Source organism: Acinetobacter sp. LMB-5 (assembly GCF_001541635.1).
Lineage (GTDB): Bacteria > Pseudomonadota > Gammaproteobacteria > Pseudomonadales > Moraxellaceae > Acinetobacter > Acinetobacter pittii.
Map to the genome: position 1 here is coordinate 42,812 of NZ_LRDR01000010.1, position 25,754 is coordinate 68,565.

Here is a 25,754-nt window from a genome sequence, read left to right on the forward strand (position 1 = left end):
CTTAATGCCGTGTCATTTTAATGATATGAGTGACAACGCCCCAAATAATCAATTCTTGTCCATCTAATAAGTAAATATTTTTATAATCTGGATTCTCTGCTTTTAACCACTGGCCAGACTCATCAATCATTAACCGCTTAACAGTAAAATCATTGTCTATCAGTGCAACAACAATATCACCATGTTTCGCGTCAAGGCTTCGATCAACAATTAGCTCATCATTAATATCTATTCCTGCGTTGAGCATTGATAGAGATGCAACTTTGACAATAAAAGTTGCAGTTTCATTTTTTATTAAGTGCTCGTTCATGTCGAGTGCTTTATCTACATAATCTTGTGCCGGGCTTGGGAATCCTGCAGAAATTTTTTCTAAAGCATAAGGGACAAGCATATGAGTTGTTGGTAAAACTAGCTTGATAGACATAACTTCAGACAAAGCAAAACCTTGAGTAAGGTAAGGCTTTATCTGGATAATGGATGGTGCAATTTCGCTCATAGAATACCCACTAACTTGAATTTGTAACATATTCAAGATGATATGCTAGAGCTTAGTTAAATTTCAAATTTAAAAAGTTGTGGATAAATAATGACTAGTCGTAACTTGTCGCGCTTCATTGCGCATTTGGTCGGAATTTCTTCAATTCTGACCTTGGTTGTGCTACGAACTCATCAGCAGGCATATCTAAGAAAAACTCCTTAGCTTCTTCATGTTTGCAGTGAAGCCAGTCATCTCTTAGCTCTGGTGGAATAACAATGATAGAGCGCTTTTCATCAGTAGGGGCATGGAATTGCTTCATGAAAGGGTGGTGATCAGAATTAATGGTCAGCATACTCATGGATCTGATTTCTTCACCGTTTACTACCGCATATTCATAAATACCAGCAATTGTAAAAGGCATATCATCTTTTCGATAGATTCCCCACCATTCCGGCTTATTGTTGATGTACTTTGGTTCAAAAATTACATCGGCAGGTATTAAACAGAATTGGTTTTTCTTCCAAGCATTTCGGAAGCTGGGCTTTTCGTGAACTGTCTCAGTTCTTGCGTTGTAAGTGTTATGAACTTTCTTAAGTTCCTTAACCCATGGGGCGACTAAGCCGAAGCGTGCTAATCGCCATTCCATTTGTTCTTTTTTAGAGAATAAAAGGGGAGCTTCATAGTTAGGATAGATATGAGATTTATATTCAAATGTTGGCTCAAACAGATCCAGCAAGTGAATTCTATCTTTTGCGATTGGTTCGTAGTTTGAGCACATTTTTTATATCCCTATTAAGCTTATTTATTCTTTATAAACAATGACTATAGGAAATTGTGAAAAATTGATCAATGAGCAATCATTAAAAATTCAAAAGGATGTTAGACTTTTATCATCTAGAATCTGCTGACTTATTAATAATATTATTTTTGCATCTACCTTATACAAAAGTATTATAAATAAATTTGCAAAAAATAATTTAGCAGCATTCTTAGGATTTAATATTTGTAATTATTATTAAATGTTATAATAATTTATATAAAAAAGATTTTTATTTATTTTGGGTAGGGTATGTATACAAATAGCTGTAATTATTGTGGAACTAGATTTTCTACGGATAACTATAATAAAGTATTTTGTTCAGGTCATTGCGCTGATAACTATAGAACTGCAATGCAAAATAAAAACACTCCAATAACTCGCACTCATACTCAGCATGATCATAATATTACACCTGCCCCAGGAATCTCTATTGAAGCTGTAATAGTTATTGCTGTAGGTGGAATAGCTTGGAAATCAATGAAAAATTGGGATGAATTTGAACCAGTAACTAGTCATATTTTACTTGCATTTAATTATCTTTTTTATAAGCCCCTTCATTTTACCACCAATATTTATGATTATTTTACTAGTATAGAGCAGAATCACGGGCATTGGTTATCTGTTGTTAAGTGGGGAGGATCTATATTTTATGTTCTTTTTGTTTTTTCTTTTTATTTAGCAATTATCACAATATTAAATGAAAAAAAGCTTACATGGGTTTGGGTTTTATTTTTAATCTCCCCTTTAATAACACATGGAGCATGGTATTTTTTATATCATAAATGAGATAAAAAAGCCTTGCCTGAATAAAGATTTATTATTTATTGTATTGAAAATAGTAAAATACTATTACTATCAATCAATTCGGCTGCTGAATAGGCCTGATAAACTCTCTTGTCTTTATCTAGCTTCGTATCATGCTCACAACTACATAATTATTTTCCAAACCTAATGACCAGCCTGCCTCTTTAAAGAATGGTTCGCCATACTTAATTGTGTACTCGATATAGAAGTAAACCCAATCTTTCATAAGTTCTTCACTCACTCTTAATAAAAAACAACTATCAACTAAGAATCGATAATAATTCATTTATAACTTATTCAAAATGATAGAATTACTCAGGTTTGAAAGTTGGGTGTGTTTTGCTTAAAAAGCATGCAGTCTACAAATTTTTTTAAATTAATTGAAAAATAAATTTGTAGACTGATTTGTAGACTGTTGAATTGCAAAATACAGCATTGTGGTACAAGCGGATGCAACTTTAATTATGATTAACTATTTGAAAATGCAAGATAAAGCAACCGAATGCAACCATTAACAATCACAGCTAGACTGTCAGGATTCTACTTTTTCTACTATTCCATTGTTGGCACATTCATGCCGTATTGGAATTTATATCTTCAAGATCAGGGATTTAATTATCAAGAAATTGGTGTTTTATCATCAATTGCGATTGTAACTCGTTTTTTTGCGCCTTTAGTTTGGGGTTGGATTGCTGATAAATCTGGTAGGCGGATGTTGCTTGTTCGGGTAGCAACTTGGATGGAGTCATGTATATGGTTGGCTATTTTTATAGTGCCAAATACTTTTCAATCAGTTGCTTTGCTTATGCTTATTTTTAGTTTCTTTCAAAATGCGATTTTAGCTCAATTTGAGGGAGTGACTTTATTTTGGTTGGGTGATCAAAAAGCTAAACTTTACGGCAAAATTCGTAAGTGGGGATCGGTTGGGTTTATTGTTGGGGTATTCACTATTGGGGCTATTTTAGAAATAGTGCATATTTCAATGCTCCCAATTTTACTATTAATTATCGCGTCTCTAGCGTTTATTTGGTCTTTCACAATCCGCGAACCTGATAGCGCGCCTACTTCCCAAAAATATTTAGAACCTTTACTTCCTGTTCTTAAGCGCCCAACAGTGGCTGCATTTTTTGCAATTGAATTTATTCTACTTTTTTCACATGCGCCTTTTTATAGTTTTTATAGTAATTTTCTGAAATCTTTGAATTTCAGTACGACTGAAATTGGATTTTTATGGGCCATGGGCGTTTTTGCTGAAATTTTTATGTTTTCAATTGCCTCAAAGATTTTTCAACGTTTTTCGTGGCGCAGTTTAGTGATAGTGTGTCTGCTAGTGACGAGCATACGTTGGATGCTAGTTGCAGTATTTTCACATTGTTTTATTGGTCAACTTTTTGCGCAGTGCTTACATGCCTTTAGTTTTGGTTTATTTCACTTGATCGCAATGAGAGTTATTTTTCAAAACTTTTCTGCTGGACAGCAAGGGCGTGGACAAGCACTTTATAGTACCATGTGGGGGTTAGGTGTAGCTTTCGGTAGTGTTCTGGCTGGGCATTTCTGGAAAATTCTTTCTGGTGAACTCATCTTTATGTGTGCCAGCGTGGTTGTGCTCTTAGGTTTGTGCTTTGTAAAGTGGCTTCCGAAACAAGTCGATTCTTCAACTACCTAAGCTTGAGATCATGCAAAACAAAGAATTTATATTGAAAAAAGCAAGTAAATATAAAATTGTTTGATGACTTGTTGTGACACGTTACAGTTGAAAAATATTGTTTTTATATGGTTATGGAGCAGTGATTTTGTCAAAAAATATGCTAACTTAACTTCATGCGTTTAATGATTAATAAATCTATGAAAAATATTTATATTATTGGATTATTGTGGGCTTGTTCTGGTTTAGCTGTGGCAGAAACGGCTACTCAACAGCCAGCTGAACAACCCGTTCGGACTGCAAGTAATCCTAATGCTATACGTATTGTTACGCGCCCTGAAATTATGGGATTATGGGGAATGGAAATTCCAAATAATAAGAAATGTGTGGAATATTATAACTTTCGTAGTAGTAATGATGTAGTGATCAAAAGCGGTCAGGAATGGTCTTATGGTATTTATGAATATCAACCATCTGATGACCCTAAAGAGCAGCTAGCCGCTTTAGTAATGCAAATTAAATTTGATAATAATAAAGTAGATTGCTCTGGTCAGAAGCAAGACCAAACAGGTGATGTCTCACAATATTTTGTACAATGGAAAAACGACCATACAATCAATTTCTGTTCAACGGCTAAGGGTGAGCAGTGCTTTGCGACTTTACGTCGGGTATTACCATAAAATTATAGATATAAAAAAGCCTCTTAAAAATAAGAGGCTTTTTTTATTATGCAGTTTCAGCTTTCTTTTCTTCCACTTGCTTTAACAAGTGTTTTTCAAGGTAATGGATATCCATTGCTTGAGAGCAGAAGCTCTTATCTTGCAAAATAAGATCTTTATGTAGAGGAATATTTGTTTTAATTCCCGTAAGGATCATTTCATCTAGTGCTTGACGCATACGAGCAATTGAAGTTTCACGGTCTTTACCATGAGAAATCAATTTAGCAATCATAGAGTCATAGTAAGGTGGAATGCTGTATTCTGGGTAGATATGAGAATCTAAACGAATACCAGCGCCGCCTGGCGCATAGAAACTTTCAATTTTACCTGGTGAAGGTAAGAAGGTTGTAGGATCTTCTGCATTGATACGGCATTCAATTGCATGTCCTTGAACTTTGATATCTTCTTGTTGAAGCTCTAGTCCTAGGCCACCAGCAATACGTAACTGTTGTTCAATAATATCGACACCGGTAACCATTTCAGTTACAGGGTGCTCAACCTGAACACGAGTATTCATTTCAATAAAGAAGAATTCACCGTCTTCAAATAAGAATTCAAACGTACCAGCACCACGATACTGCATCAACTGACATGCATGAACACAAGCTTCTAAAATATCAGCTCGAGCTTGCTCTGGTAGGTTTGGTGCAGGTGCTTCTTCTAGTACTTTTTGATGGCGACGTTGTAATGAACAGTCGCGGTCATATAAATGAATTGCATGACCATTACCATCACCAAGAACTTGAACTTCGACATGGCGAGGTTTTTGTAAGAAGCGTTCCATGTAAACGGTATCATCACCGAACCACATTTCTGCATCGCGCTGCGCTGCTTGAACTGATTCAAGTAGTGTATCTACACGCTCAACAATACGCATACCACGACCACCACCACCAGAAGCCGCTTTAACAATAAGCGGGAAGCCGATTTCTTTCGCTTCTGCCAAGGCATTGTGGATGGTTACTGCATGGTCGCAACCTGGTACAGTAGGTACGCCAGCTTTTTTCATGGCAACAATCGCAGAAACTTTATTCCCCATAAGGCGGATATGTTCTGGACGTGGACCAATAAAAGTAAAGCCTGAGCTTTCTACAATTTCAGCAAACTCAGCATTTTCTGAAAGGAAACCATAACCCGGGTGAATAGCATCAGCACCGGTAATTTCTGCAGCAGTAATAATTGCCGGGATATTTAAATAGCTATCACTACTTGCGCCCGGACCAATACATACTGCTTCATCAACAAAACGTAAATGCATCAAATCCTTGTCGGCATCTGAATAGATACCAACAGTCTTGATTCCTAATGTTTTACAAGCCCGGGTAATACGTAAAGCGATTTCACCACGGTTTGCAATTAAAACTTTTTGCAACATAGACGTCCCCGGGGTAATTACGCGCGATAACGGAATAAAGGTTGACCGAATTGGATAACTTCACCATTTTTCACTAAAATTTCTTCAATCACGCCACTTTGAGTTGCTTCAATTGGGTTCATGATTTTCATTGCTTCAATAATACCCAAAGTTTCACCAGCAGATACTGTTTGGCCTACTTTAACAAATGGTGCTTCACCTGGGCTTGGAGCAGCGTAGAACACGCCAACCATTGGAGAAGTTTCAACTGCTCCACGCGGTGTTTTTGCAACTGGTGCTTCTGCAACAGGAGCAGCCGGAAGTGCTACACCAGCCGCAGCAACGACAGGATTGCGACGAGTTAAAGCGATTGATTGATCACCTTCTTTAACTTCGATCGCTTGCAAGTCAGACTCAATCATTAAATCGATGAGTTTCTTAATTTTGCGGATATCCATGGGCGACTATTCCTAAACTAGTTTGGGTTAGATGGTTGAATTTTTTCAATAGCGTAATCGAGCGCAAAACGATAGCCTTTTGCACCTAGACCACAAATCACGCCAATTGCTTTATCAGATAAATAAGAATGATGTCTGAATGCCTCTCTTGCATGGACATTAGACAAATGAACTTCAATGAATGGAATCGCAACGCCAAGTAGAGCATCACGTAGAGCAACTGAAGTGTGGGTGAGGGCAGCAGGGTTAATAATAATAAGTTTTACGCCTTCAGTTTGTGCCTGATGAATACGATCAACAATGGCACCTTCCCAGTTGCTTTGAAAAGTATCTAATGTGATTGAAGCTTGTTGAGCTTGGCTAATAAGTTGTTGGTTAATATCATCTAAGGTAAGATGACCATATACTTCTGGTTCGCGTTTTCCCAGCAAATTCAAATTCGGTCCATGAATCACCAAAATGGTCGAACTCATTCAGATTGCTCCAGCTCTAAAGTTGCAAATATTCTTTGCAAGATGTCTGCAAAGTTTGCTTATTATGGCATATGTTTCTACAATTTTTTTATAATTTGTTTTCATCGTCGCAGAAAGGGTATACCAAATTCGGCTTATATATTGTAAATTTTGCGATGATTTAGCAATGTTAAAAAATGACAAAATTTCAAGTAATTTAATGGAGCTTATTTTAAACTGAATTGACAAAAACAGTTCATGTATTTTGTGTAACGGCTATAGAGTTCTCTCCAATCACTAATAGCTCATTCCATCGAGTTAGATAATTTTTTGAACGGTGACATTGTTTCATGTGCCAAGATGGATTACGGGAATGATAACCGACTTGTAAATAGTGACTGCCAAATCGGTTACGAACTGTGCTGAGCGTTTGCATTAATTGTTGTCTTTGCTGAATCAACTCAAGAGGTTGCCATAAATCATCAATGTGATGTTGACGAGGATGCAAACCACAAAATAAAACTCCAATCTTTATATATTTTTTATTTTCTTTATATAAAACATCAATTTGCTGCATGGCTGCTTTTGTTAATATGCATAAATCATCTGTTGCATAATTTAAGCCTATCGCTTGAGAAGATGCTTTTTTATAAGGTGGTTTATCTATTTTTTCATAAAGCAAGACTTGAACGCAGGCACAGAGCTGTTCTTGTTTCATTAAACGGCGATGAGCTCGGTTGAGATGAAAAATAAGTGCTTGCTTAATAATTTCAATGCTGGACAAAGCTTGAGCAAAACTACGTGATGCTAAAATTCGTTTGGTGACAATTGCAGGATCGTCGAGTTGAATACAGGATTGGCCTTTTAGCTCACGAATGGTACGCGCCATAACCACAGAAAAAGCTTTTGCTAGATGATGCTCATTGGCAAAAGTTAAGTCTAAGCATGAATAAATCTCATAACTCCGTAATTGTTTGACTAATTGATAGCCAATTCCCCAGACTTCTTTGACTGAAGTGTGTTGCATGAGGTCTTCAAGAAGCAGAGGATCTAAAGTGGTGAAATTACAAATTCTATTAAAGCTTCTAATTTTTTTAGCATAGTGATTGGCTAATTTTGCTTGAGTTTTTGAATATCCGATGCCAATACAACAGGGTAAGCTTAACCATTCTTCTAAGGTTTCTACGACTTTGACACAATAAGAATGAATATCTAGAGATTGAAGGTAAGGGGTAAGGCGAATAAAACATTCATCTATAGAATAAGCTTCTAAATCATCGGGCGAGAAAAACTCACCAAGAACTGAAAAAAAGCGACGTGACATTTCAGCATACAAAGTGTAGTTGCTTGAATAGACGTGTACACCTGCTTGAAGAGCTTCTTGTTCGATTTGATACCATGGAATACCCATTTTGATACCCATATTTTTTGCTTCTTCACTACGTGATACAACACATCCGTCGTTATTAGAAAGTACTACAACTGGTAGGTCAATAAGTTTGGGATTAAATAGTCGCTCACAACTCACATAACAATTATTAATGTCTACGAGCGCGTAAATTTCGCGGTGTGAGATTTCCATTATGATTTGCCCCATTAAAAATATTGGTAAAACTACATATTGATATTGTTTTCATAAACACAGTGAGAGGAAGTGTTGGATGAAAAAGTTGCATCTTGAATATGTAACAAAATCAAGTTAACAAAATTTTTAGCAGAATGCTAGGGTGGTTGTGTGGGTTTGCCTCAGGTTAATAATGGAAAAATTAGATAAGGAATTAATATTTTTAATAAAAAAGGAGATCGTATGGATCTCCTTTTTGTGACACATTCAATGTCAGTTTTTGATTACCACTTATGGCTATAAGAAACTTTAAGCGTTGCACCATTTGCCACTAAATGGCTAGTGTTATCGCTAGTTCGTAATAATTGGCTATATAGAGGATAATACTTGCGGTTAAACATGTTCTCTAAACCAATCGTCACAGTGTCTTTTTTGTTAAGCGCAAAGCTACTGATTAAATCTGCTGTTGTATAAGATTTTACATCATAGCGACCAAAACTATTTTTACCATTTAAGCGATAATCTTCTGAACCGAAGTAAGTAGCTTGTAGACGATTCGTCCAAGTTTCCGTTGGACTATAGGAAATATAACCTGTGAGTTTTAATGGTGGAATACGGAAGCCTGTCATGTCTTGTTCAGCACCGTTTTGCGGCTTTTCACGACCTTTCATCCATGTAACACTACCACCAGTTCCCCAAACATTGGCATCATCAAGATAGTCAAAAGTTGCTTCAACACCAGTGACTTTTTCTTTGGTTCTAGCGAGTACTAAACCATTGTTGAACGATTGCACAGCACCTAGGTCGGAAGTGGAGTGGAAGACCGCTAAACTTGAAGAGAAGTTATTGAAGTTTCCTTTCCAGCCTAACTCGTAGTTATCTACTTTTACGGGTTCTAAGAATGACGAACCAAGGTTAAAACCTTCACCAGCATTACGAATAATCAAACCAACATCAGGTAATTGGAAACCTTGGTTAAAAGATGCATAAATCGAGTGTTGGTCATTTGGAGAGAAAGTCACGTTAGCATTGTACAACCATGCATCAGCTTTCACTTTCCCGCCCTCAACGGTGTAAGGGTTGGGCTTACCTAATTGCGATAATGGAACAAAGCTATCAATTTGGGCATAGCTGTCTTCATAACGCGTACCTGCTTCAGCTGACCATTGGTCATTAAAGCGGTGTTTTAACTGTATAAAACCACCCACACTTTGCGTGGTGAGTTCAGGTAAATAAATAAGTTTGCCAATTTTTACAAACTCTAAGCCACCAGATTGATCATAAATTTTTTGATCGAAAATATCTAAAGGCATTTCGCTTTTTTCGCGGCTAAAGTCACCACCCCAAACCAGTGAGGTGTCACCTAAAAACTCAAGTGGTGTAGTAACAGTTAAGCGGCTACCGAGTACATTATTTTCTTGATAGATCTGATCTACTTGTCCTCCACGATTCGGATTTTTTCGTGCATCAAATGGTGAAAAACGGGTAAAGAAGTCGCGATAATAAATTTGTGCATCAACCTTATTACCAAAAAAGTCTTTATGGTTATAAGTTAAATTGTAGATCTGGTTTTCGTTTTTATTTTGGTCTTTGAGCTTTAAGCCTTTAATTGCTTTCGCTGGTACAGTTCCAGCAGGAGCATTTTTCACACTTGGGTCAGATGCATAATCTGAGTCTTGCTCGGCATTATAATAGTTTGCAGCGAATTGTAGGTATTGGTTGTCATCAATATGATAACCAAGTTTACCACCGATACTATAGCCATCAGAATCATATAAATCGCCCTGACTTGGTTCTGGTGCAACACGGTCACCACTTGCATCGTACGGGCTACCAATACGCTGATAACCAAAGTCTAGTGCATAGTCAAAAGCATTAAAGCTGCCTGTGAAATATTGATGAATATCGCCACTTAAAGCATTAGAACGGAAATTTGTTAAAGGTGTTTGAAGTCCAACAACTGTTTTTGCTGTAGGTTCGCCACCAGCCGCTTTCGTGGTAATTGAAATAATACCACCTGCAGCGCCACCACCATAAATTGCGTTACTGCCTCGAATCACTTCAATGTTGGCAATACTTTCAGGGTCAATTGCTGAAAGTCCGCGTGATGTGTCACGTGTAAGGTTCATTGGTACGCCATCAACCAAGATGAGGGCATTACGGCCACGTAAAGTTTGACCATAATCGGTAATGGTTCGGCTTGAATCTGACAGGCCCGGTACGGCTTTTGCTAAAACGGTTGCAATACTTCCAGATGAACCATTTCTTAAAAGTTCAATTTGTTTTTCATCTAGCTTGGTGACTTGTTTGGCAGAGGTAGAGAGTTCATCTGCACGTGAAGCGGTAATTGTAATTGTAGGAAGTGCCTCAGGCTTTTTTTCAACATCTGTTGTTTCAGAGGCTGAGGCTGCAAAGGCCGAGTTTGAGAGAAAGATGGCCCCACCAAGTGAAAGGAGTGGAATGATATTTTTTACTTCAGACTTCCTGGTAAAAAGTTTGTGACTTTTTATCTTATTTCCCATTGTCTCGCCCTGAGAGTGATTTTAAATTTGTCGAATTATAAGTGAGAATGATTGTAATTCACAATATCGTTGTTGGACAAAAAATAATAAAATTTATTTTTATTAATTGTTGTGTAGAGGAAGGTGCACCCATCGCTCTACACAACTGAAAATTTATGAGATTTCTTTATAAGAATTCAAATGATTTTGATGAGCACGGCGAATAATGCTGCGGTCATCACCGAGTACAAAAAGCTGAACGGATTGTTGTTTCCATGCCGCAATATCTTCAGGTTGTCGGGGAATAGCACAGAAATGCTTTTGACTATTTTTAGTCTTTGCATACATCTCTTGAACTTTTTCTTTCACTTTTGGATGGCTAGATTGCCATGGCATTCCCATAGATTGAGAAAGGTCGGCAGCACCTTCTAGAATAATATCAATACCTTCAACTTTTAATATTTCATCTAGTTGTTCTAGTCCTTCTAAGCTTTCTATCATGGCAACGACAACCGTTTCGTTTGCTGCGTGTTGAACAAAACTAGCTAAATCATCCATGCCATATCGATTTAACCTTGTCGAGTTGAGACCTCTTTGCCCAAGCGGCATATAGTGACAATAGTTCACGGCTTCTTGTGCTTGCTGAGCATTTTCTATACGCGGAAAAACAATACCCGTTACCCCTGCATCGAGCAGAGGTAGAACTAAATGGTTGGCGTTTAACGGCACCCTCACAAAGACATCAAGATTCATGGTTCTAGCGGCTAAAATCATCGTCTCGACTTGAGACGTAGTAAATAAAGTATGTTCCAAGTCGATAATAATAAAGTTGTAGCCCGCAAGTGCCATTTGCTCGACATTAATCGGAGAAGCTACGGAACAAAAGATTCCGTAGAGCGTCTCGCCATTTGCTATTCGTTTCTTAAAAGAAATCGAATGCTTATTCATATTCAATTTCCTTAATAAGGCTGAGCGGGTTCGGCGTGGTTTGTACTCTTAAGCGAATTTCCGGAAGGAAACGGCGGCTTGCGAGCTGTTCAATATCAATGGTGTCATCTGTAAAGTTAAACAATTCATATCGTTCGCTAAACTCTGGGTGAGCTTCTTTATGCTGATTAATAATGGTTCTTAACATGGTCCAGAATTTGATTTCATCGAAGTCATAATGTTCATTTAAGAAAATCGCTAACTCAGCCAGATTTACAAACCAGAGCGCATCTTGAGTAAAGTCTCTTAACTCATTTGGAGAGTGGGTTTCCAAGAACGAGTTCGGGTTAATCTTGGCGTGCTCTTTTGGCGCATCTTGTAAGTTGGGTAAAAAGTTCGGCTCACGTAAAAGATGACGACTAAAACGAATTCCATCATGGAAATCTTTCAAAGCAGCTTTAACGGGTAAGCCATTTTTATGAATTAGTACCATGTTTTGTGCATGTGACTCTAAAGCGAGACCGTGACACCACAAAATATGCATGATTGGTAAATAAGCATTGGTAAGTAATTTTTCTAACCAGAACTCAATACCATACTCTTGGATCCACTCATCGATTAGCGGTTTTTGGTCTGTATCGAGTTGCATTAGTCCTGTTACTGGCGTTGCCGATTCGCCTTCTTTTAAGTAGCTGTAAATACTTTCGCGCCAAATGCAAGCCAGTGCGCCGTATTGAACAGGTAGCGCAATTTGCTGGTTCACTGAAAGACCGCCGATCTCTCTTAAAATAACAGGCTTACGCTGTTTTTCTAAAATATGGTCTTGTTCAATAATGTTATAAAGCCAGTCACTCATTTTTGCCGCATTTTGAACGGTATGCGGTGCCAATACACGAGAGGTCGAGGTATTGACCAAGTTCATTGCCAATTTAAGAGAAAGCGCTGAGATGTCGCTAATATTTGATAATGTGCGAATGGACTGTTGCGGTAAATAAGTCGGACCTTCAATATCTAACGGAATGATCAGTTGGTTGCTGATTGCATCTTGATAATATAATTCAATAATTTTATCCCACTGCCACGGGTGAATTGGAGTGAGGATATAATCTTTAAAATCTACATTTTGCTCTTTCAATTGATTGTTAATGGCTTGTAGATCTTTTTCTGAAAAATGCTGTTTATAAAGCTGCTCTAAGTTAATGGTTTCACTTAAAACCAGTTTGCATAGACTATTATGAGTTGCAACCCATTGAACCGTAAAACCTTCAGAAAGCTCGGGTGCATATTTCTGGTTTTCTTTTAAATCGAAGCCGATACGAGACTTAAAACTCGGGTGATATAAATGGGCGTTGGTAATCCGCGCTTCTTGTTCTAAATAAGGCAAAGTTCTTAAAGGTTGGGCAGGTATTTGGCTCAAAGTCTGCGCATGTTTAACGTAAGTTAAATTGAGTTCATCATTAAAGTTTTGCCATTTAACTGGGTCAGCTTCAATAATATTTTTTAAATCGTCAAGTAGCGTTTTTAAGCTAGGACGAGTTTCAGCATCTAAAGTAATATCAGAACGGACTAAGCTTGAAGGATCTAACTTAATTCGTTTAAAACTGAAATGTCGTTTAGCCACGCAAGTATAAAAAACGGTATCGGAAACATAAAACTTGATCTGACCTTTAGAAAACTCGTATTTAAAAGTATTTTCAAAAATGAGTGCTTCTAATAATTGACTCATTACGCGATTTTCCGCGAGGGTTTTATAATTGGTTTGTTGTGTTGGTTGAAGAGGACAAAGTGCTTCTGCGCCGCGATATTTATAAATAGGGTTTTCAACTTCAATCCAGATAGGATTGCCACCACTGTGGTAGAGCGTATTTAACATATTTGCCTTAATTGGTAATGTGAGTGAATTAATTAATAAATCGCGATATTGCTGGCCTTTGGCGCTAAAATTTTCTTGTGTGAGCGTAAGGCGTGTGGCTTGCCAAAGTTCAGATTCTTCAATCACGGAAACTCGTGCAATTGCACTGATGAGATGAGCAATGTGATTGATCACGAGGTAATATTTTAAAAAGGTCCACGCATCTTTCTGAGAGAACCAAACGGTACTATCTTCAGAAATAGATGAGTCATCTTCTATCATTTCTGGAACAATGCTAATGCCTTCCATGTCTCGAAGAATAAGGCGATGTGGATAGCCGTTTTTAAATTCCATTAAACTATTTTGCATGTGCGCTTCTACGCTAATACCTTTATTTGCAAACAACTCAATTAATGGAATAAGCGAAACCTTAACGTACTGTTTCCACCAGAAAGTAATGAAGTCTTTCGCGTCTTTCGATTGTAGATTTTGGTTGGGTGCTGCTTGCTGAATAAAGCTGAATAGAGGAATCTCATGATGTTCGCTTTCTTCAACCAAGCCGCCCAGCATTCGGGTATTTTCTAATACATCAGGAGTGAGTCCCGCTCTATAAAGGATACCAAATGAACTTTCAAGCTCTGGAATTTTGACTGTTTTTGCCTCTAATTCTGGCAGAATCACAAGGTCGGGATATTGCTCATTAATCTTGTGATTGATAATGATTTTGCTCGCATCAATGGCACGTTCCATTTCATCCATTGGATTATTACGGATGAAACTGGTAATTCGTACATCAATTGATAGCTTTAAGAATAGATTCGATTGAGGTAACCACACGGTACGAACGGATGAGGTCGGCCATACCGTTTGACCTAAAGCGCCCAGATAGATCACGTCTTGGTTATCTAAATATTTCTTCAAAGATGGATGTTGACGTAAGAAGTTGGCTTGCCACGGATGCGTTGGCATGAGCTCGTAATTTGCTAAGTTTTCTTGCAAATGCTCTTTTGCAGCTTCTAAAACTTCATTTTCAATATGGTGAGAAGGCTGTTCTTCACTTACCAGCTTTTGAATTAAAGAAGAATGAATTGCAAAGTAATGAAGTTGGAAATTTGCGCCTAACTCAGGGCTATACTTTTTCATGTCTTCTTTAGAAAAACCTAAGTTGGCCTTAGAGGTCACATGAAAAGGGTGCCCATATAACATGCCTTGTTCGGTTGCCTGAAAACCACTAACTACTTTAGATGCTGTTTGAGATGGCTTATTTTCTAAAAAGAATTTTGTGTTCTCGATACTATTTACAATATCGGAGTACAGGTTCTTATTTTGGTTTTTATCTTTAAATAAACTATTCAACTCATCTGTAATCAGTTTCACTAAATTTTTAGGGTCGGTGAGCGAGTCGAACGTATTGTCATTTAAGTTTTGCAGGACAAAACCACGTTGATATCTGTGATAATCCGTAGTTGAAAGATGCTGAACTGCGCCATAAACAGTCGTGTTAGATGCATTAAACGTATAAGCAAAATACAGGGTACTGGGTTGCTCCGCATATAGGGTGAATAAAGGAGAGTCTTGAGCTGGGATAATATGCTCTTCAAGATTTACTTTAAGTTCACGAAAGAAAGTATTCAGGTACTGTTCGAAAAGTTTATAAGACCATGCATCTGTTGTAATAATTGAGTTCATTCTTGTGCCTCTTCTAAAATTGTATCCATTAAGAATCTGTTCAAAATCACCACTAATCCCGCACCGATAAAAAATAGTGAGGTGCAGATTAATGCAGCGGTGATATTGAAAAATGAGTAGGTGAGCGTGATGGTGATTGGGCCAACAAGTTGACCTAAGACAAAGGCACTGTTAGAAATACCAATCACTTTTCCTTGGCTTTGAGCGCCAGCTTTTAGAGAAATGGTGTGTAAGATCGAAGGAATAAGGGCTGCAAAGCAGAAGCCTTGTATGAGTCGTAATACAAGAATCAGCCAGAGATTAGAAACCCAGATCAATGCGAAAATCGTGATGCCGCAAATTAAGGATGCGTAAATGAAGTTATTAAAAGAATCTCCTTTATCATCATTTCTTTTTCCCCAATAGGTTGCAGCAATAAATGCTGCTCCCCATGAAAGCGCATGAATTGTTCCCGTTAAACTCGCAGCAGATAACGATGAATGAGTGCTTTGGCTTATTTCACTAATGTATAAAACGAAGCAAGACACCAAACCAAAACCGCCGGCTTGAACCAAAATGCCGGCGCTTAACCATGAAAAAATCGTTCTATCAAAGAAAGCGGGAAGCTTGGATTTCTCTTTGGTTTTTGTGACCTCTGCTTTAACGGGATTGGTTAATACAAATGACGCAATCAAAATTAAGGTCATCACAACAAATGCTGTCGCGTTAAGTAATACTTCAACCTGCCATTGATCCATAAATATCCCGCCGAGCACGGGACCACATAGGCAAGCTAGCGCAACACTACTTTGTAGTTGCCCAAAAGCGGCACCACGTTGTTGTTCATTAGAAAGATATGAAACATAGGCATTTAAAATCACGGAAAGACCGCAAAAACCGAGTAAAATTCGCGCGAAAATAAACAGGTATAAATGCTGGGCGCTCGCCATGAGCAGTATTGAAATACAGAAACCAGCCAGAGAAAGTAACAAGGCTTTTTTATGGCCGAATGTGTCGGATAGGTGACCCACAATCGGTGCGGTAAATAAACTGCCAATAGCCGGAGCCGCGAGTGCCAAACCTGCCCAGATAGTGGGAGCACTCATATGCGCCGTCAGTTTTTTCATATAGAGCGGCATGATCGGAATCAGCACCATAAGCCCGAAAGTGGAAAAAAACTGACAGAGCAAAATAATGAAATGATCTAGGCGAGATGAGCGCATGATTTAGATATCCATGGTCTCATAGCTAGAAACAGATAAGCTGTGATAAGGGTTTGGCGTACTTCCGATTTTACTTGGCATGCCTGTTGAGTCACTTTCTTGCGCAAGTAAAGGCGTAAGTAGTTGTTTGAATGGCCAAGTCTTATTGTCGAAAAGATAGGTTTGAATTTGCGATTTTGTTTGTTTTGAAATCGGTTGGGTTTCTACAAAATCTTGAATAATGTCTTGAACCATCTCCCAAAAATCGCTTTCTGTACGATCCGTATATTTCAAGGTAGCTAAAGCAATCGGGTAGAGATTAATTTGAATCCCTAAGGTAATGAAGTAATTAAATAAGTCTTCATTTTTAGTAAAGATAAGATTGTTCGGTGTACTCGTGTCAATGGTATAAACTGGAGGTGTAAAACCACTTTCTTCAATGGCTGTGGTACATATTCTTAATGTATCGTGGTCACGCAAAATAAAGCATTTCAACTTATTATTTTCATAACACACCATGGTGTTTTGCCCGTGACATTCAGGCATGATTCCTTTTGCCCAAAGTGTTAAGAATGTTTGAATAAAATGAACACTTAAGTCTTTTAGTAATGACCATTTGTCACCTTTAACGCCTAAAGTTTCCCAAGGGTCAACATATTTACAGCTTAAAGCTGACATAGTGATTGAGGCGATGTTTTTATCTTGGCAAAAATTGGGTAAATGTCTGACTTGACAACCGATTACACCTAAATTTTTTACAATCGGCTCTTGTTTACCGAGTACCCACCAATGCGTTTCATTACTCAAAAAGAGGCGATTTTTTATTAAAGCAGTTTGATTAATGACTTCATTTAAAAAATCGTAAGCCGTATGCCCATTCATTAAATAACGGCCTGGCATAGAGCGGATTGCACCTAATGTCTTGGCATTTGTTGAGAGTTTTAAATGCAAAGTAGGGTTTGCATTGTGAATAAGCGTTCTTAAAGAAGAAGTCGGTAAACCAATCGTGGTGACATGGTTTAGGTCAATACCGTCGTACTTATTTTCTTCAAACTTTAAATAGCGATGTTGCGTCTCTAACAACGGCAGGGCTAAGTAATCATCTGAAAGCTGAGCCATTTTGTCAGCAATAAGACTTTCCTCAACTTCTGTTAACAGAAGCTCTTTATGAGGAATCGACTCCATATTATTGATCACGTCATCTTTCTTAAATGCCCACCAATACACCTCAATTTCTTTTTGAGTTGTGAGTGGTGCAAGTTCACCTTTTGAGTGAGCGAATGGATGAAATGGACGATCAGCGACCAGTGATAGCAACTCGCTTTTGATTAAAGGTGAAGAAAATGAAAGGGCTGACTGTAAAATTTGAGGAATTCTTTCAGCCGTTACTAAGTTGTCGAGCCAATAATTAATCGCTTTTTGATGGTGTGGCGATGGCCACCAATTTGCTTGGGTTAAATAGTTAAAAACTTCAGAAATAGAAATTTCAGACGTTGTATTGTTTAAGACGTTATGAAGCAAAACTTCGGCTTGGGTAACATAGAAAGGATTTACACCATCTACTTTTAAACAGCTGAAATAGAATTCCAACTCATCATTGAGAGTAATTGCCAGATAAGGCTTTTTATAGGAAATATGATCTTTAAAATCTCCATAATTCTCCATGTAGAGTGCATCTATCGTTTTTTGTAGTTGTGCTGTGTAAATCCGATCTAACATTTTAGTTATTCCTATTCTTATAAAAGCGGTAGAACCGTGCCAACGTTTTGTTCTTGTGCAGCATTGAAGAACCATTTAGCGCAGACAATATCGTCAATCGCCATGCCCATTGGATTGAGCAAAATGATTTCATCTTCGTGTTCGCGGCCGTTTTTATGACCAATAATGATGTCGCCAAGTTCAGCATGTAGTTTTTCACGGCTGAATAAGCCATCTTCAACCAGCACGTTGATGACTTTCTTTTCTCGGTTTGATTGGTCCCAGTCATCTACAATCACTTTGTCTACTTTTAAGAAGACTTCAGGCTCAATATCCATAATTGAAATATTTGAAACAAAGCAGCCTTTTTTTAGCCACTCAAATGGAATGTAAGGCTTATCTGAAACGGTGCAGGTAATGAGGACATCGGCTTGCTGAATCGCAGACTTAGCGCTGTCGTGAATTTCAATTTCTAGATGTGGATATTCAGATAAGAACAGTGCTTTGAGTTTTTCAGCTGCTTCAGGGTTCACATCAAATAAATGGATTTTTTTCACTTGAGCATATTGTTCAAGCACAGTCTTAATTTGCATTTGAGCAATTGGTCCGCAGCCAATCACGGTAATGTCTGAAAAGTCTTTTTTCGCTAGATATTTAATCGAAACACCAGTAATTGCCGCAGTTCGCATGGCACTGATGAGACTGCCTTCCATCACCGCAACTGGATAATTTGTTTCTGAGTCATTTAAAACAATCAGTGCGCTGGCACGCGGAATATTGAATTTTTTAGGGTTATGTTGTCTTGAACCAATCCATTTGATTCCGGCAATCGGGTCGTTGCCGCCTAAATAACAAGGCATTGCGATAATACGGTCGGCAATATGGTCTGCACCTTGCCAGCGAAGATAAGGTTTTAAAGGTTGAACAAACTGTTTATTTGCATGCAGAGTTAAACCTTCAGTAATCGCTTCAATAAATGAATTACTATGATTTGCGCCAAGATTTAATAAATCTGATTGACTTAAGTAGCGAAGGGTAGCCAAATTGCTCATGAATATTTCCTAAGGAGAAGGTTAAACAGCATTTTGTAAAGTAAGGTTTTCTTGACGTCGTACGTTTCGATTGAAGTGACGCTTCTTGATCATTTCGAACCATTCATCTTCATAAACAAGATCGAGATAACGATCGCCGCGATCGGGCAACAGTGTTAAGACGCACGATCCATCAGGAATGGTTGGAATCAGTTTTTTGATGGCTGAAATTGATGAGCCACTTGAACCGCCAGCAAAGATTCCTTCGTGTTCAAGAAGTTCTCTGCAACCGAGTGCCGACTCATAGTCATCTACATAAATGACATCATCAATTTCATCGGGGGAGAGTAGTGGTGGGACAGTACTTGCCCCAATCCCAGGAATTTCGCGTGGACCAGATGTGCCACCGAACAACACAGAGCCGACGATATCGACTGCGATCACTTTTAATTCTGGAAATCTTTCTTTAAGGCGACGAGATACGCCCATAATCGTGCCAGAGGTACTTGCCCCAATCACGAGGTAATCAATCTTGCGATCAATTTGATTTAGGATTTCTTCTGCTTCTCCAAAATAATGGCTTTTCCAGTTATTTGGGTTTGCATACTGATTAATCCAAACAGCATTTGGAAGCTGTTGGCAGAGTCGTTTTACAGTATCAATTCTGGTTTTTAAATAACCGCCGTTTTGATCTTTTTCAGAGACCATTTCGATATTGGCCTTGTAGAGCTTCAACATTTGTAAGTTTGCTGAGGCAATTTTCGGGTCAATAACGGCAGTAAATTTTAATCCATATATTTTGCAGGCCATTGCAAGCGCAATCGCTAAGTTCCCTGATGAACTTTCAACAATATGACTATCTTTATTAATCACTCCAGATTTCAGGCCTTCCTGTAGCATGAATAATGCCGGACGGTCTTTAATACTTCCTCCTGGGTTTAACAATTCCATTTTCGCAATCACTGAGATCGATTGATGCGTGAATAGCCTTGATAATTGTAGTAGTGGCGTTTTACCTATGCAGTCGAGAATATTTTCATGGATCATGGTAGATCTTCTCAGGTTTTTATGTGGTGTGAATGATAATGATTATTAATTAAATTATTATTACCATTTGTGCCATGATTGTTGCGGTTTGTAACTCAAAACAGGAGGGACTTAGAGGATTTTTCACTAATTTTTTTTATCTAATTATTTGAATCGTAATATTTAAGTTTTACAAAAGGATTAATAAATAAATCTTTTTAAATATAATGACATAGGCAATAAATTACTTTATGGCTAAAAAAATTAATTTAATTAAGACAGATGCGAGAAATTATTTTGAAGAAATAAAATGAAATTTATGACCTCACCCGCGTAATTGATGCATCACTATTCTGTTTTGAGCATGGGTAGATTTAAGGCTTAAAGAAGGGATAAATATTTAAAGACTGACTTAAGATGCTTTGAATAATGAACTGAAAGTGATCAAGTGGCAGTTATTGATATGAAAATGTCTGAAAATGATACGCTTAGATAGATATGATCATTTCCATAAGCGCTATATTTTCAATGGATCAGTTGAGCGTAGAAAATATAGGAATGCGTGTTTCGCATTTTGTCTTATGGGTCTTTCAAGCTGTCTTTGTCATAAAAGACAGCTTTTTTTATGGTGATTTAATAAGTAGAAAAGTTATGAACGATAACGTTGTTTAGCTTGTTCATAAGCCTCAAGATTAATGCATTGAGCACCCAAGCTTGTGATTTGTGCTTGGTCGAGTTGAAGTTCATCCCATTTTTGCATTTGCTCGAGCAGCCAATAAAAGTCTTCAACTTTTGGAAGTGCACTTTCTTTTACTAAATGACGGACAATATCCTGAATCACATAGTATTTGTCGACATGTACTTCTTCTGAACAATGGAAGCGCACAATTCCAAACTCGACCAATAATTTTAAAATTGGAGCAAAATCGTCTAACTCACTCAATTCTTGTTGGGCTTTCATAATTGCCGTGGTGAGTGCAACCAGTGTTTGTGGATGCTGTTCAGCCCATTCTTGAGTTACGGCTAAAACCTTATCAGCCACAGGTGGAATAATGTTTTGACTTGAGCAAATCATTTTACTTAAACCTAAAAGCTCTCCTTGAGTATTCCAAGGTTCTCCTACACAAAAACCATCAATCACATGTTTGTCTAATGCTTCAACCATATAAGGTGGCGGTAATGTTTTGAGCTGGATAGATTGAGCAAGTACAGGGTTTGCTAAGGCGAGCCACTCTCGTAAACAATAATGATGAATAGAATGCTTAAATACATGCGCTAAAGAAATGGAGTGACCTTGTTCGAGATAATCTGCCACTTTTTGCGCTGTTACTTGAGCCGTATCATTTTTTTGAATTGCAAGTTGATGAGTAAGTTTTTGGCTTAAGCTAATAAAAGCACGGTTTTCACTTAAAACGAGTGATGTTTGCAGTGGCGTGCCAATTTGATCTGATCCTACTGCGGCCGCAGGTAACATTGCAGATAAGCAGTGAGCTGAATCTAATAAACCAAAAGCAAGGCGGTCGCGAAGACTTGCCCATGAAGCTTCTTTAACTAAAGTAACATCGAGCCCTACTTCGTCAAAGAAACCTCTTTGTTTTGCCCAAAGCAGTGCAAGACAATCAAGCAAAGGAATATAGCCGAGTTGTAATTGAGTCTTTTCTAATGTGCTCATTTATTCATCCTTTAGTTGATTGCCAAGTAATTTTTGGGCGTCAAGTAAACGCCGAGCCATTTCCCCAATCGTAATGCGGTGGCTCATGGCATTTTTTCTGAGCAACTGGAATGCCGTATCTTCAGGAAGGCCATGGAGTTGCATAAGTAAAACTTTGGCTTTTTCAACATCTTTACGATCAGCTAGTTTAGTTTGAGCATCTTTTAAATCTCCTTCGAGTTTTTTGTGTTTTTTATATTGCTCAATAGAGATTTCTAAAATGGTATGTAAGCGGGCAGGGTCTATGCCATCAACAATATAAGCAGTCACCCCCGCATCTATGGCTTGTTTGATTGTGTCTTTATCTGAATTCTTGGTGAACAGAACGGTAGGAAGGTCATAGCTACTGACACAGCTTTCAATAATGTCACGGTGAGGATGGTCCATATCAAGCAAGATCACATCAGCTTGTAAATGTTCGAGGCGAAAGATATTCAAGTGGTCCAAAGTAAGGCAAGCGACCACTTCAAAATTATTTTCAAGCAGACTTTTTCTTATATAGTCGGCTCGCGCATGATCATCATCAATAAGGGCTATTTTGAGTTTTGGCATAAGTTCAGAAAATCAGGCTAAGAAAATGCGCCAATTCGACGCGTTTTTTGTTATCAGTTTTTTAAGCAAGATTAGTGCCATCGAAAACTAGAGAAAAAATCGAGCTTTAATGGCACTTTAGCATGCCAAAGCATGGGGCTGATCAATCTTGGTGCAAAAATACGATTCATTTTGTAGCAAGGCGTATTTTTATTTAAACCATATAAGTGTGCAGTGATGGAGCAGGGAAAATAAGACTTAATTCTTTATGTGCACATTAAAAATCATTATCTATATGAAATTAAATATAAAAAATATTATCTTATTAAGTTTTTAAAATATTGGCATGCAAAGTGCTTACTTAATTACAGGTCGAAGACGACCATGAGTTTTAAAGACGGCCAACGATGTCCGTTCTGATCGAGTTTGTGAGTGCAACCGTACACACAAAGAAGTTACGTTCAGTCGGAGTGAAGGTCATGTCTTTATTTTTATTGCATAAAAAAGTTACATCTGAATTATCTAATTTTTCAGTTCCAGCGATGCGAGCCTTCTCTATGAGGGGGCTCGCTTTTTTTATTTCTTTTTATGACTTTGCTGTGTATTGGGCGTCGTCAACGAGTGAAAAAAATTGGTTTCAAGCAGCTACATGCTTCGTGATGTTGATTCGCTTCTCGGTAGAGCACAAAGCAAAAGAACAACGTCTATTTGAGAACGCAATAACGCAGCTTAAAAGCAACGTGATTTGAGGAGAAACACTATGAAATTGGTAATGATTGGTCATGGTATGGTGGGCCACAAATTCATCGAAGCCATTTTAGAAAAAGCAGATGATGAACTGGAAATCACGATTCTCGCGGAAGAACCTCGTATCGCGTATGACCGTGTACATTTGACAGAATATTTCTCTGGGAAATCAGCAAAAGATTTATCTTTAGCACGTTTTGACTTTGCTGATGCTCATGGCATTGACTTACGCCTAAATACCAAAGCAACTGCAATTGATACAGCTGCACAAACAGTCACAACCAATCATGGTGATGTCATCAGTTATGACAAATTGGTGTTGGCAACTGGTTCGTATGCATTCGTTCCACCAATTCCGGGTAATGACCGTGAAAACTGCTTCGTTTACCGTACGATTGAAGACTTAGACGCGATTCGTGCAGCGAGTCTTAATGCAAAAACAGGTGTAGTGATTGGTGGTGGTTTACTTGGACTTGAAGCTGCAAAAGCTTTACGTGATTTAGATTTAGAAACACATGTTGTTGAGTTTGCGCCACGTTTAATGGCAGTTCAAATTGATGATTTGGGCGGTAAAGTTTTACGCCGTAAAATTGAAGACCTTGGTGTAAAAGTTCATACACAAAAAGCGACACAATCTATCGAATGTGGCAACAGCACTACACATGTAATGAAATTTGCAGATGGTAGCGAGCTTGAAGCAGATGTCATTTTATTCTCTGCGGGGATCCGTCCACGTGATGAACTTGCACGTAACAGTGGTCTCGCGATTGGTGAGCGTGGCGGTATTGTCATTAATGATTATTGCCAAACTTCAGATAACAATATTTATGCCATTGGTGAGTGTGCGCTTTGGCAAAATAAAATTTATGGTTTAGTTGCACCGGGCTATGACATGGCGCGTATTGCAGCAAAACATATTTTAGATGAAGCGTGTCATTGCTTCGCTGGTGCAGACATGAGCACCAAGTTGAAGTTGATGGGTGTGGACGTTGCCTCTGTAGGTGATGCTCATGCCATGACTCCGGGTGCATTAAGCTACTTCTATGCAGATGAGCATGCATTGGTTTATAAAAAGATCGTTGTAAATGCAGATAAAACCAAATTGCTGGGCGCAGTTTTGGTGGGCGATGCCAAAGAATACAATGACCTTTTACAAATGATGTTAAACGGTCTGGCTTTACCTGAAGTTCCTGAAAGCTTGATTATGCCTGGCTTTGAGCAATCAGCAGGTAAGTCTGGTGGTAGCGGTGTAGATTTACTTCCAGACAGCGCGACCATTTGTTCATGTAACAATGTATCAAAAGCAGACATCTGCCAAGCAATTAGCGATGGTTCGACCTCTTTAGGTGCATTAAAGAAATGCACCAAAGCAGCAACAGCATGTGGTGGCTGTGCACCATTAGTGACACAAGTGTTGAAGTCAGAGTTGCAACGTCAAGGTGTGACTGTAAATAACCACATTTGCGAACACTTCCCGTACTCGCGTCAAGAGTTGTATCACTTGGTTCGTGTCAATGAAATTAAGACATTCGATGATTTGATTCATCAACATGGTCATGGTTTAGGTTGTGATATCTGTAAACCTGCTGCCGCAAATATTCTGGCATCTTGCTGGAACGATTTCGTACTTGAGCCAAGTCATGCAGGCTTACAAGACAGTAATGACTACTATTTGGGTAACATCCAAAAAGACGGTTCTTACTCGGTTGTACCGCGTATGGCCGGTGGTGAAGTGACTCCAGATGGTTTAATCGCGATTGGTCAAATTGCGAAGAAATATAACTTGTACACCAAAATTACTGGCGGTCAACGTGTTGACATGTTCGGGGCGCAAGTTCATGAGCTTCCATTCATTTGGGAAGAGCTGAATGCTGCGGGCTTCGAGTCTGGTCATGCTTACGGTAAATCATTGCGTACCGTGAAATCTTGTGTAGGTAGCACATGGTGCCGTTACGGGGTAGACAACTCCGTTGGTTTAGCGATTGAGCTTGAAAACCGCTACAAAGGTTTACGTTCACCGCATAAATTAAAAATGGCAGTGTCTGGCTGTACTCGTGAGTGTGCAGAAGCGCAAGGTAAAGATGTAGGTATTATCGCGACCGAAAAAGGGTGGAACCTTTATGTCTGTGGTAACGGTGGTATGAAACCACGTCATGCCGAGTTACTTGCATCTGACCTTGATAAAGCAACATTGATTCGTTATATCGACCGTTTCTATATGTTCTACATCCAAACCGCAGACCGTTTACAACGTACGAGTGTATGGCGCGACAACATGGAAGGCGGTTTAGATTACCTTAAATCTGTAGTGGTGGATGATTCACTTGGTTTGGCTGCCGAGCTTGAGCGCCGTATGGAACACATCATTGGTACATATCAAGACGAATGGCGTACTGCGGTGGAAAATCCTGAAGTTCGCAAACGCTTCCAAACGTATATCAACGCAGGAGCAAATGAACAGGCCGATCCACACATTCAATTTACAACTGAACGTGGTCAAATTCGCCCATTAACTGAAGCTGAACGTTCAGAAGACCGTATTCCAATGGTTGAAGCATAAAGGAGA

General features: G+C 38.5%; 20 protein-coding genes and 1 pseudogene. 6 read left to right on the forward strand and 15 right to left on the reverse strand.

Annotated elements, in window-relative coordinates; genetic code table 11:
• Position 1 precedes the first annotated feature (1 nt).
• Both AW165_RS14655 and AW165_RS14660 read right to left on the reverse strand, forming a co-directional pair.
• On the reverse strand, positions 2-496 hold the full coding sequence (locus AW165_RS14655; RefSeq protein ID WP_060466254.1) for a LexA family protein: 495 nt from the start codon (positions 494-496) through the stop codon (positions 2-4).
• Positions 497-611: 115 nt separating this feature from the next.
• Complete coding sequence (locus AW165_RS14660; RefSeq protein ID WP_060466255.1) at positions 612-1,256, reverse strand: SOS response-associated peptidase; 645 nt, start codon at positions 1,254-1,256, stop codon at positions 612-614.
• A gap of 291 nt (positions 1,257-1,547) precedes the next feature.
• On the opposite strand from AW165_RS14660, the gene AW165_RS14665 reads away from it, so the two are divergent.
• The 3 genes from AW165_RS14665 (at position 1,548) to AW165_RS14675 (ending at position 4,427) form a co-directional block, all read left to right on the forward strand.
• Positions 1,548-2,084 carry a hypothetical protein gene (locus tag AW165_RS14665; RefSeq protein ID WP_155859644.1) on the forward strand — a complete coding sequence of 179 codons (537 nt, stop codon included), beginning with the start codon at positions 1,548-1,550 and terminating at the stop codon, positions 2,082-2,084.
• A 520-nt stretch (positions 2,085-2,604) separates the two neighbouring features.
• Positions 2,605-3,768, forward strand: coding sequence for an MFS transporter (locus AW165_RS14670; RefSeq protein WP_081410676.1), 1,164 nt, complete (start codon positions 2,605-2,607; stop codon positions 3,766-3,768).
• A 155-nt stretch (positions 3,769-3,923) separates the two neighbouring features.
• The gene (locus AW165_RS14675; RefSeq protein ID WP_002115710.1) at positions 3,924-4,427 is read left to right on the forward strand and encodes a hypothetical protein; all 504 of its coding nucleotides are present in this window, start codon (positions 3,924-3,926) and stop codon (positions 4,425-4,427) included.
• Positions 4,428-4,473: 46 nt separating this feature from the next.
• On the opposite strand, the gene accC is transcribed toward AW165_RS14675, so the two are convergent.
• The 11 genes from accC to sbnA all read right to left on the reverse strand — a co-directional run bounded on the left by accC (position 4,474) and on the right by sbnA (position 20,220).
• The gene (accC, locus tag AW165_RS14680) at positions 4,474-5,841 is read right to left on the reverse strand and encodes an acetyl-CoA carboxylase biotin carboxylase subunit (protein WP_002115704.1); all 1,368 of its coding nucleotides are present in this window, start codon (positions 5,839-5,841) and stop codon (positions 4,474-4,476) included.
• A gap of 17 nt (positions 5,842-5,858) precedes the next feature.
• Positions 5,859-6,278 carry an acetyl-CoA carboxylase biotin carboxyl carrier protein gene (accB, locus tag AW165_RS14685; protein WP_000354611.1) on the reverse strand — a complete coding sequence of 140 codons (420 nt, stop codon included), beginning with the start codon at positions 6,276-6,278 and terminating at the stop codon, positions 5,859-5,861.
• A gap of 17 nt (positions 6,279-6,295) precedes the next feature.
• A complete protein-coding gene (gene aroQ, locus AW165_RS14690) occupies positions 6,296-6,751 on the reverse strand; it encodes a type II 3-dehydroquinate dehydratase (RefSeq protein WP_002115614.1) in 456 nt (151 codons plus the stop codon).
• Between the two features lie 235 nt (positions 6,752-6,986).
• A complete protein-coding gene (locus AW165_RS14695; protein WP_060466258.1) occupies positions 6,987-8,312 on the reverse strand; it encodes a Y-family DNA polymerase in 1,326 nt (441 codons plus the stop codon).
• A gap of 266 nt (positions 8,313-8,578) precedes the next feature.
• Complete coding sequence (locus tag AW165_RS14700; protein ID WP_060466259.1) at positions 8,579-10,816, reverse strand: TonB-dependent receptor; 2,238 nt, start codon at positions 10,814-10,816, stop codon at positions 8,579-8,581.
• Between the two features lie 153 nt (positions 10,817-10,969).
• Positions 10,970-11,743, reverse strand: coding sequence for an HpcH/HpaI aldolase family protein (locus AW165_RS14705; RefSeq protein WP_060466260.1), 774 nt, complete (start codon positions 11,741-11,743; stop codon positions 10,970-10,972).
• Complete coding sequence (locus AW165_RS14710; RefSeq protein WP_060466261.1) at positions 11,736-15,263, reverse strand: IucA/IucC family protein; 3,528 nt, start codon at positions 15,261-15,263, stop codon at positions 11,736-11,738. The genes AW165_RS14705 and AW165_RS14710 overlap by 8 nt, the downstream gene beginning before the upstream one ends.
• Positions 15,260-16,465: an MFS transporter gene (locus AW165_RS14715; protein WP_060466262.1), complete on the reverse strand. Its 1,206-nt coding sequence runs from the start codon at positions 16,463-16,465 to the stop codon at positions 15,260-15,262. The genes AW165_RS14710 and AW165_RS14715 overlap by 4 nt, the downstream gene beginning before the upstream one ends.
• A 3-nt stretch (positions 16,466-16,468) precedes the next feature.
• Complete coding sequence (locus AW165_RS14720) at positions 16,469-18,109, reverse strand: IucA/IucC family protein (RefSeq protein ID WP_081410681.1); 1,641 nt, start codon at positions 18,107-18,109, stop codon at positions 16,469-16,471.
• A gap of 71 nt (positions 18,110-18,180) precedes the next feature.
• Positions 18,181-19,194 carry a 2,3-diaminopropionate biosynthesis protein SbnB gene (sbnB, locus tag AW165_RS14725; protein WP_003652251.1) on the reverse strand — a complete coding sequence of 338 codons (1,014 nt, stop codon included), beginning with the start codon at positions 19,192-19,194 and terminating at the stop codon, positions 18,181-18,183.
• Positions 19,195-19,215: 21 nt separating this feature from the next.
• Positions 19,216-20,220 (reverse strand): 2,3-diaminopropionate biosynthesis protein SbnA, encoded by a 1,005-nt coding sequence (gene sbnA, locus AW165_RS14730; protein WP_005803491.1) that lies wholly within the window; start codon positions 20,218-20,220, stop codon positions 19,216-19,218.
• A gap of 507 nt (positions 20,221-20,727) precedes the next feature.
• Between sbnA and AW165_RS20165 the strand changes: the two are divergent.
• A pseudogene (locus tag AW165_RS20165) lies at positions 20,728-20,823 on the forward strand (hypothetical protein); the annotation flags it as partial.
• Positions 20,824-20,848: 25 nt separating this feature from the next.
• Here the strand turns inward: AW165_RS20165 and AW165_RS14735 are convergent.
• Both AW165_RS14735 and AW165_RS14740 read right to left on the reverse strand, forming a co-directional pair.
• Complete coding sequence (locus AW165_RS14735; protein ID WP_060466264.1) at positions 20,849-21,871, reverse strand: ABC transporter substrate-binding protein; 1,023 nt, start codon at positions 21,869-21,871, stop codon at positions 20,849-20,851.
• Positions 21,872-22,462 (reverse strand): ANTAR domain-containing response regulator, encoded by a 591-nt coding sequence (locus AW165_RS14740; RefSeq protein ID WP_060466265.1) that lies wholly within the window; start codon positions 22,460-22,462, stop codon positions 21,872-21,874.
• Between the two features lie 386 nt (positions 22,463-22,848).
• Between AW165_RS14740 and AW165_RS14745 the strand changes: the two genes are divergently transcribed.
• Both AW165_RS14745 and nirB read left to right on the forward strand, forming a co-directional pair.
• Positions 22,849-23,190 (forward strand): hypothetical protein, encoded by a 342-nt coding sequence (locus tag AW165_RS14745; RefSeq protein ID WP_060466266.1) that lies wholly within the window; start codon positions 22,849-22,851, stop codon positions 23,188-23,190.
• A gap of 11 nt (positions 23,191-23,201) precedes the next feature.
• Positions 23,202-25,748, forward strand: coding sequence for a nitrite reductase large subunit NirB (nirB, locus tag AW165_RS14750; protein ID WP_060466267.1), 2,547 nt, complete (start codon positions 23,202-23,204; stop codon positions 25,746-25,748).
• Positions 25,749-25,754 lie beyond the last annotated feature (6 nt).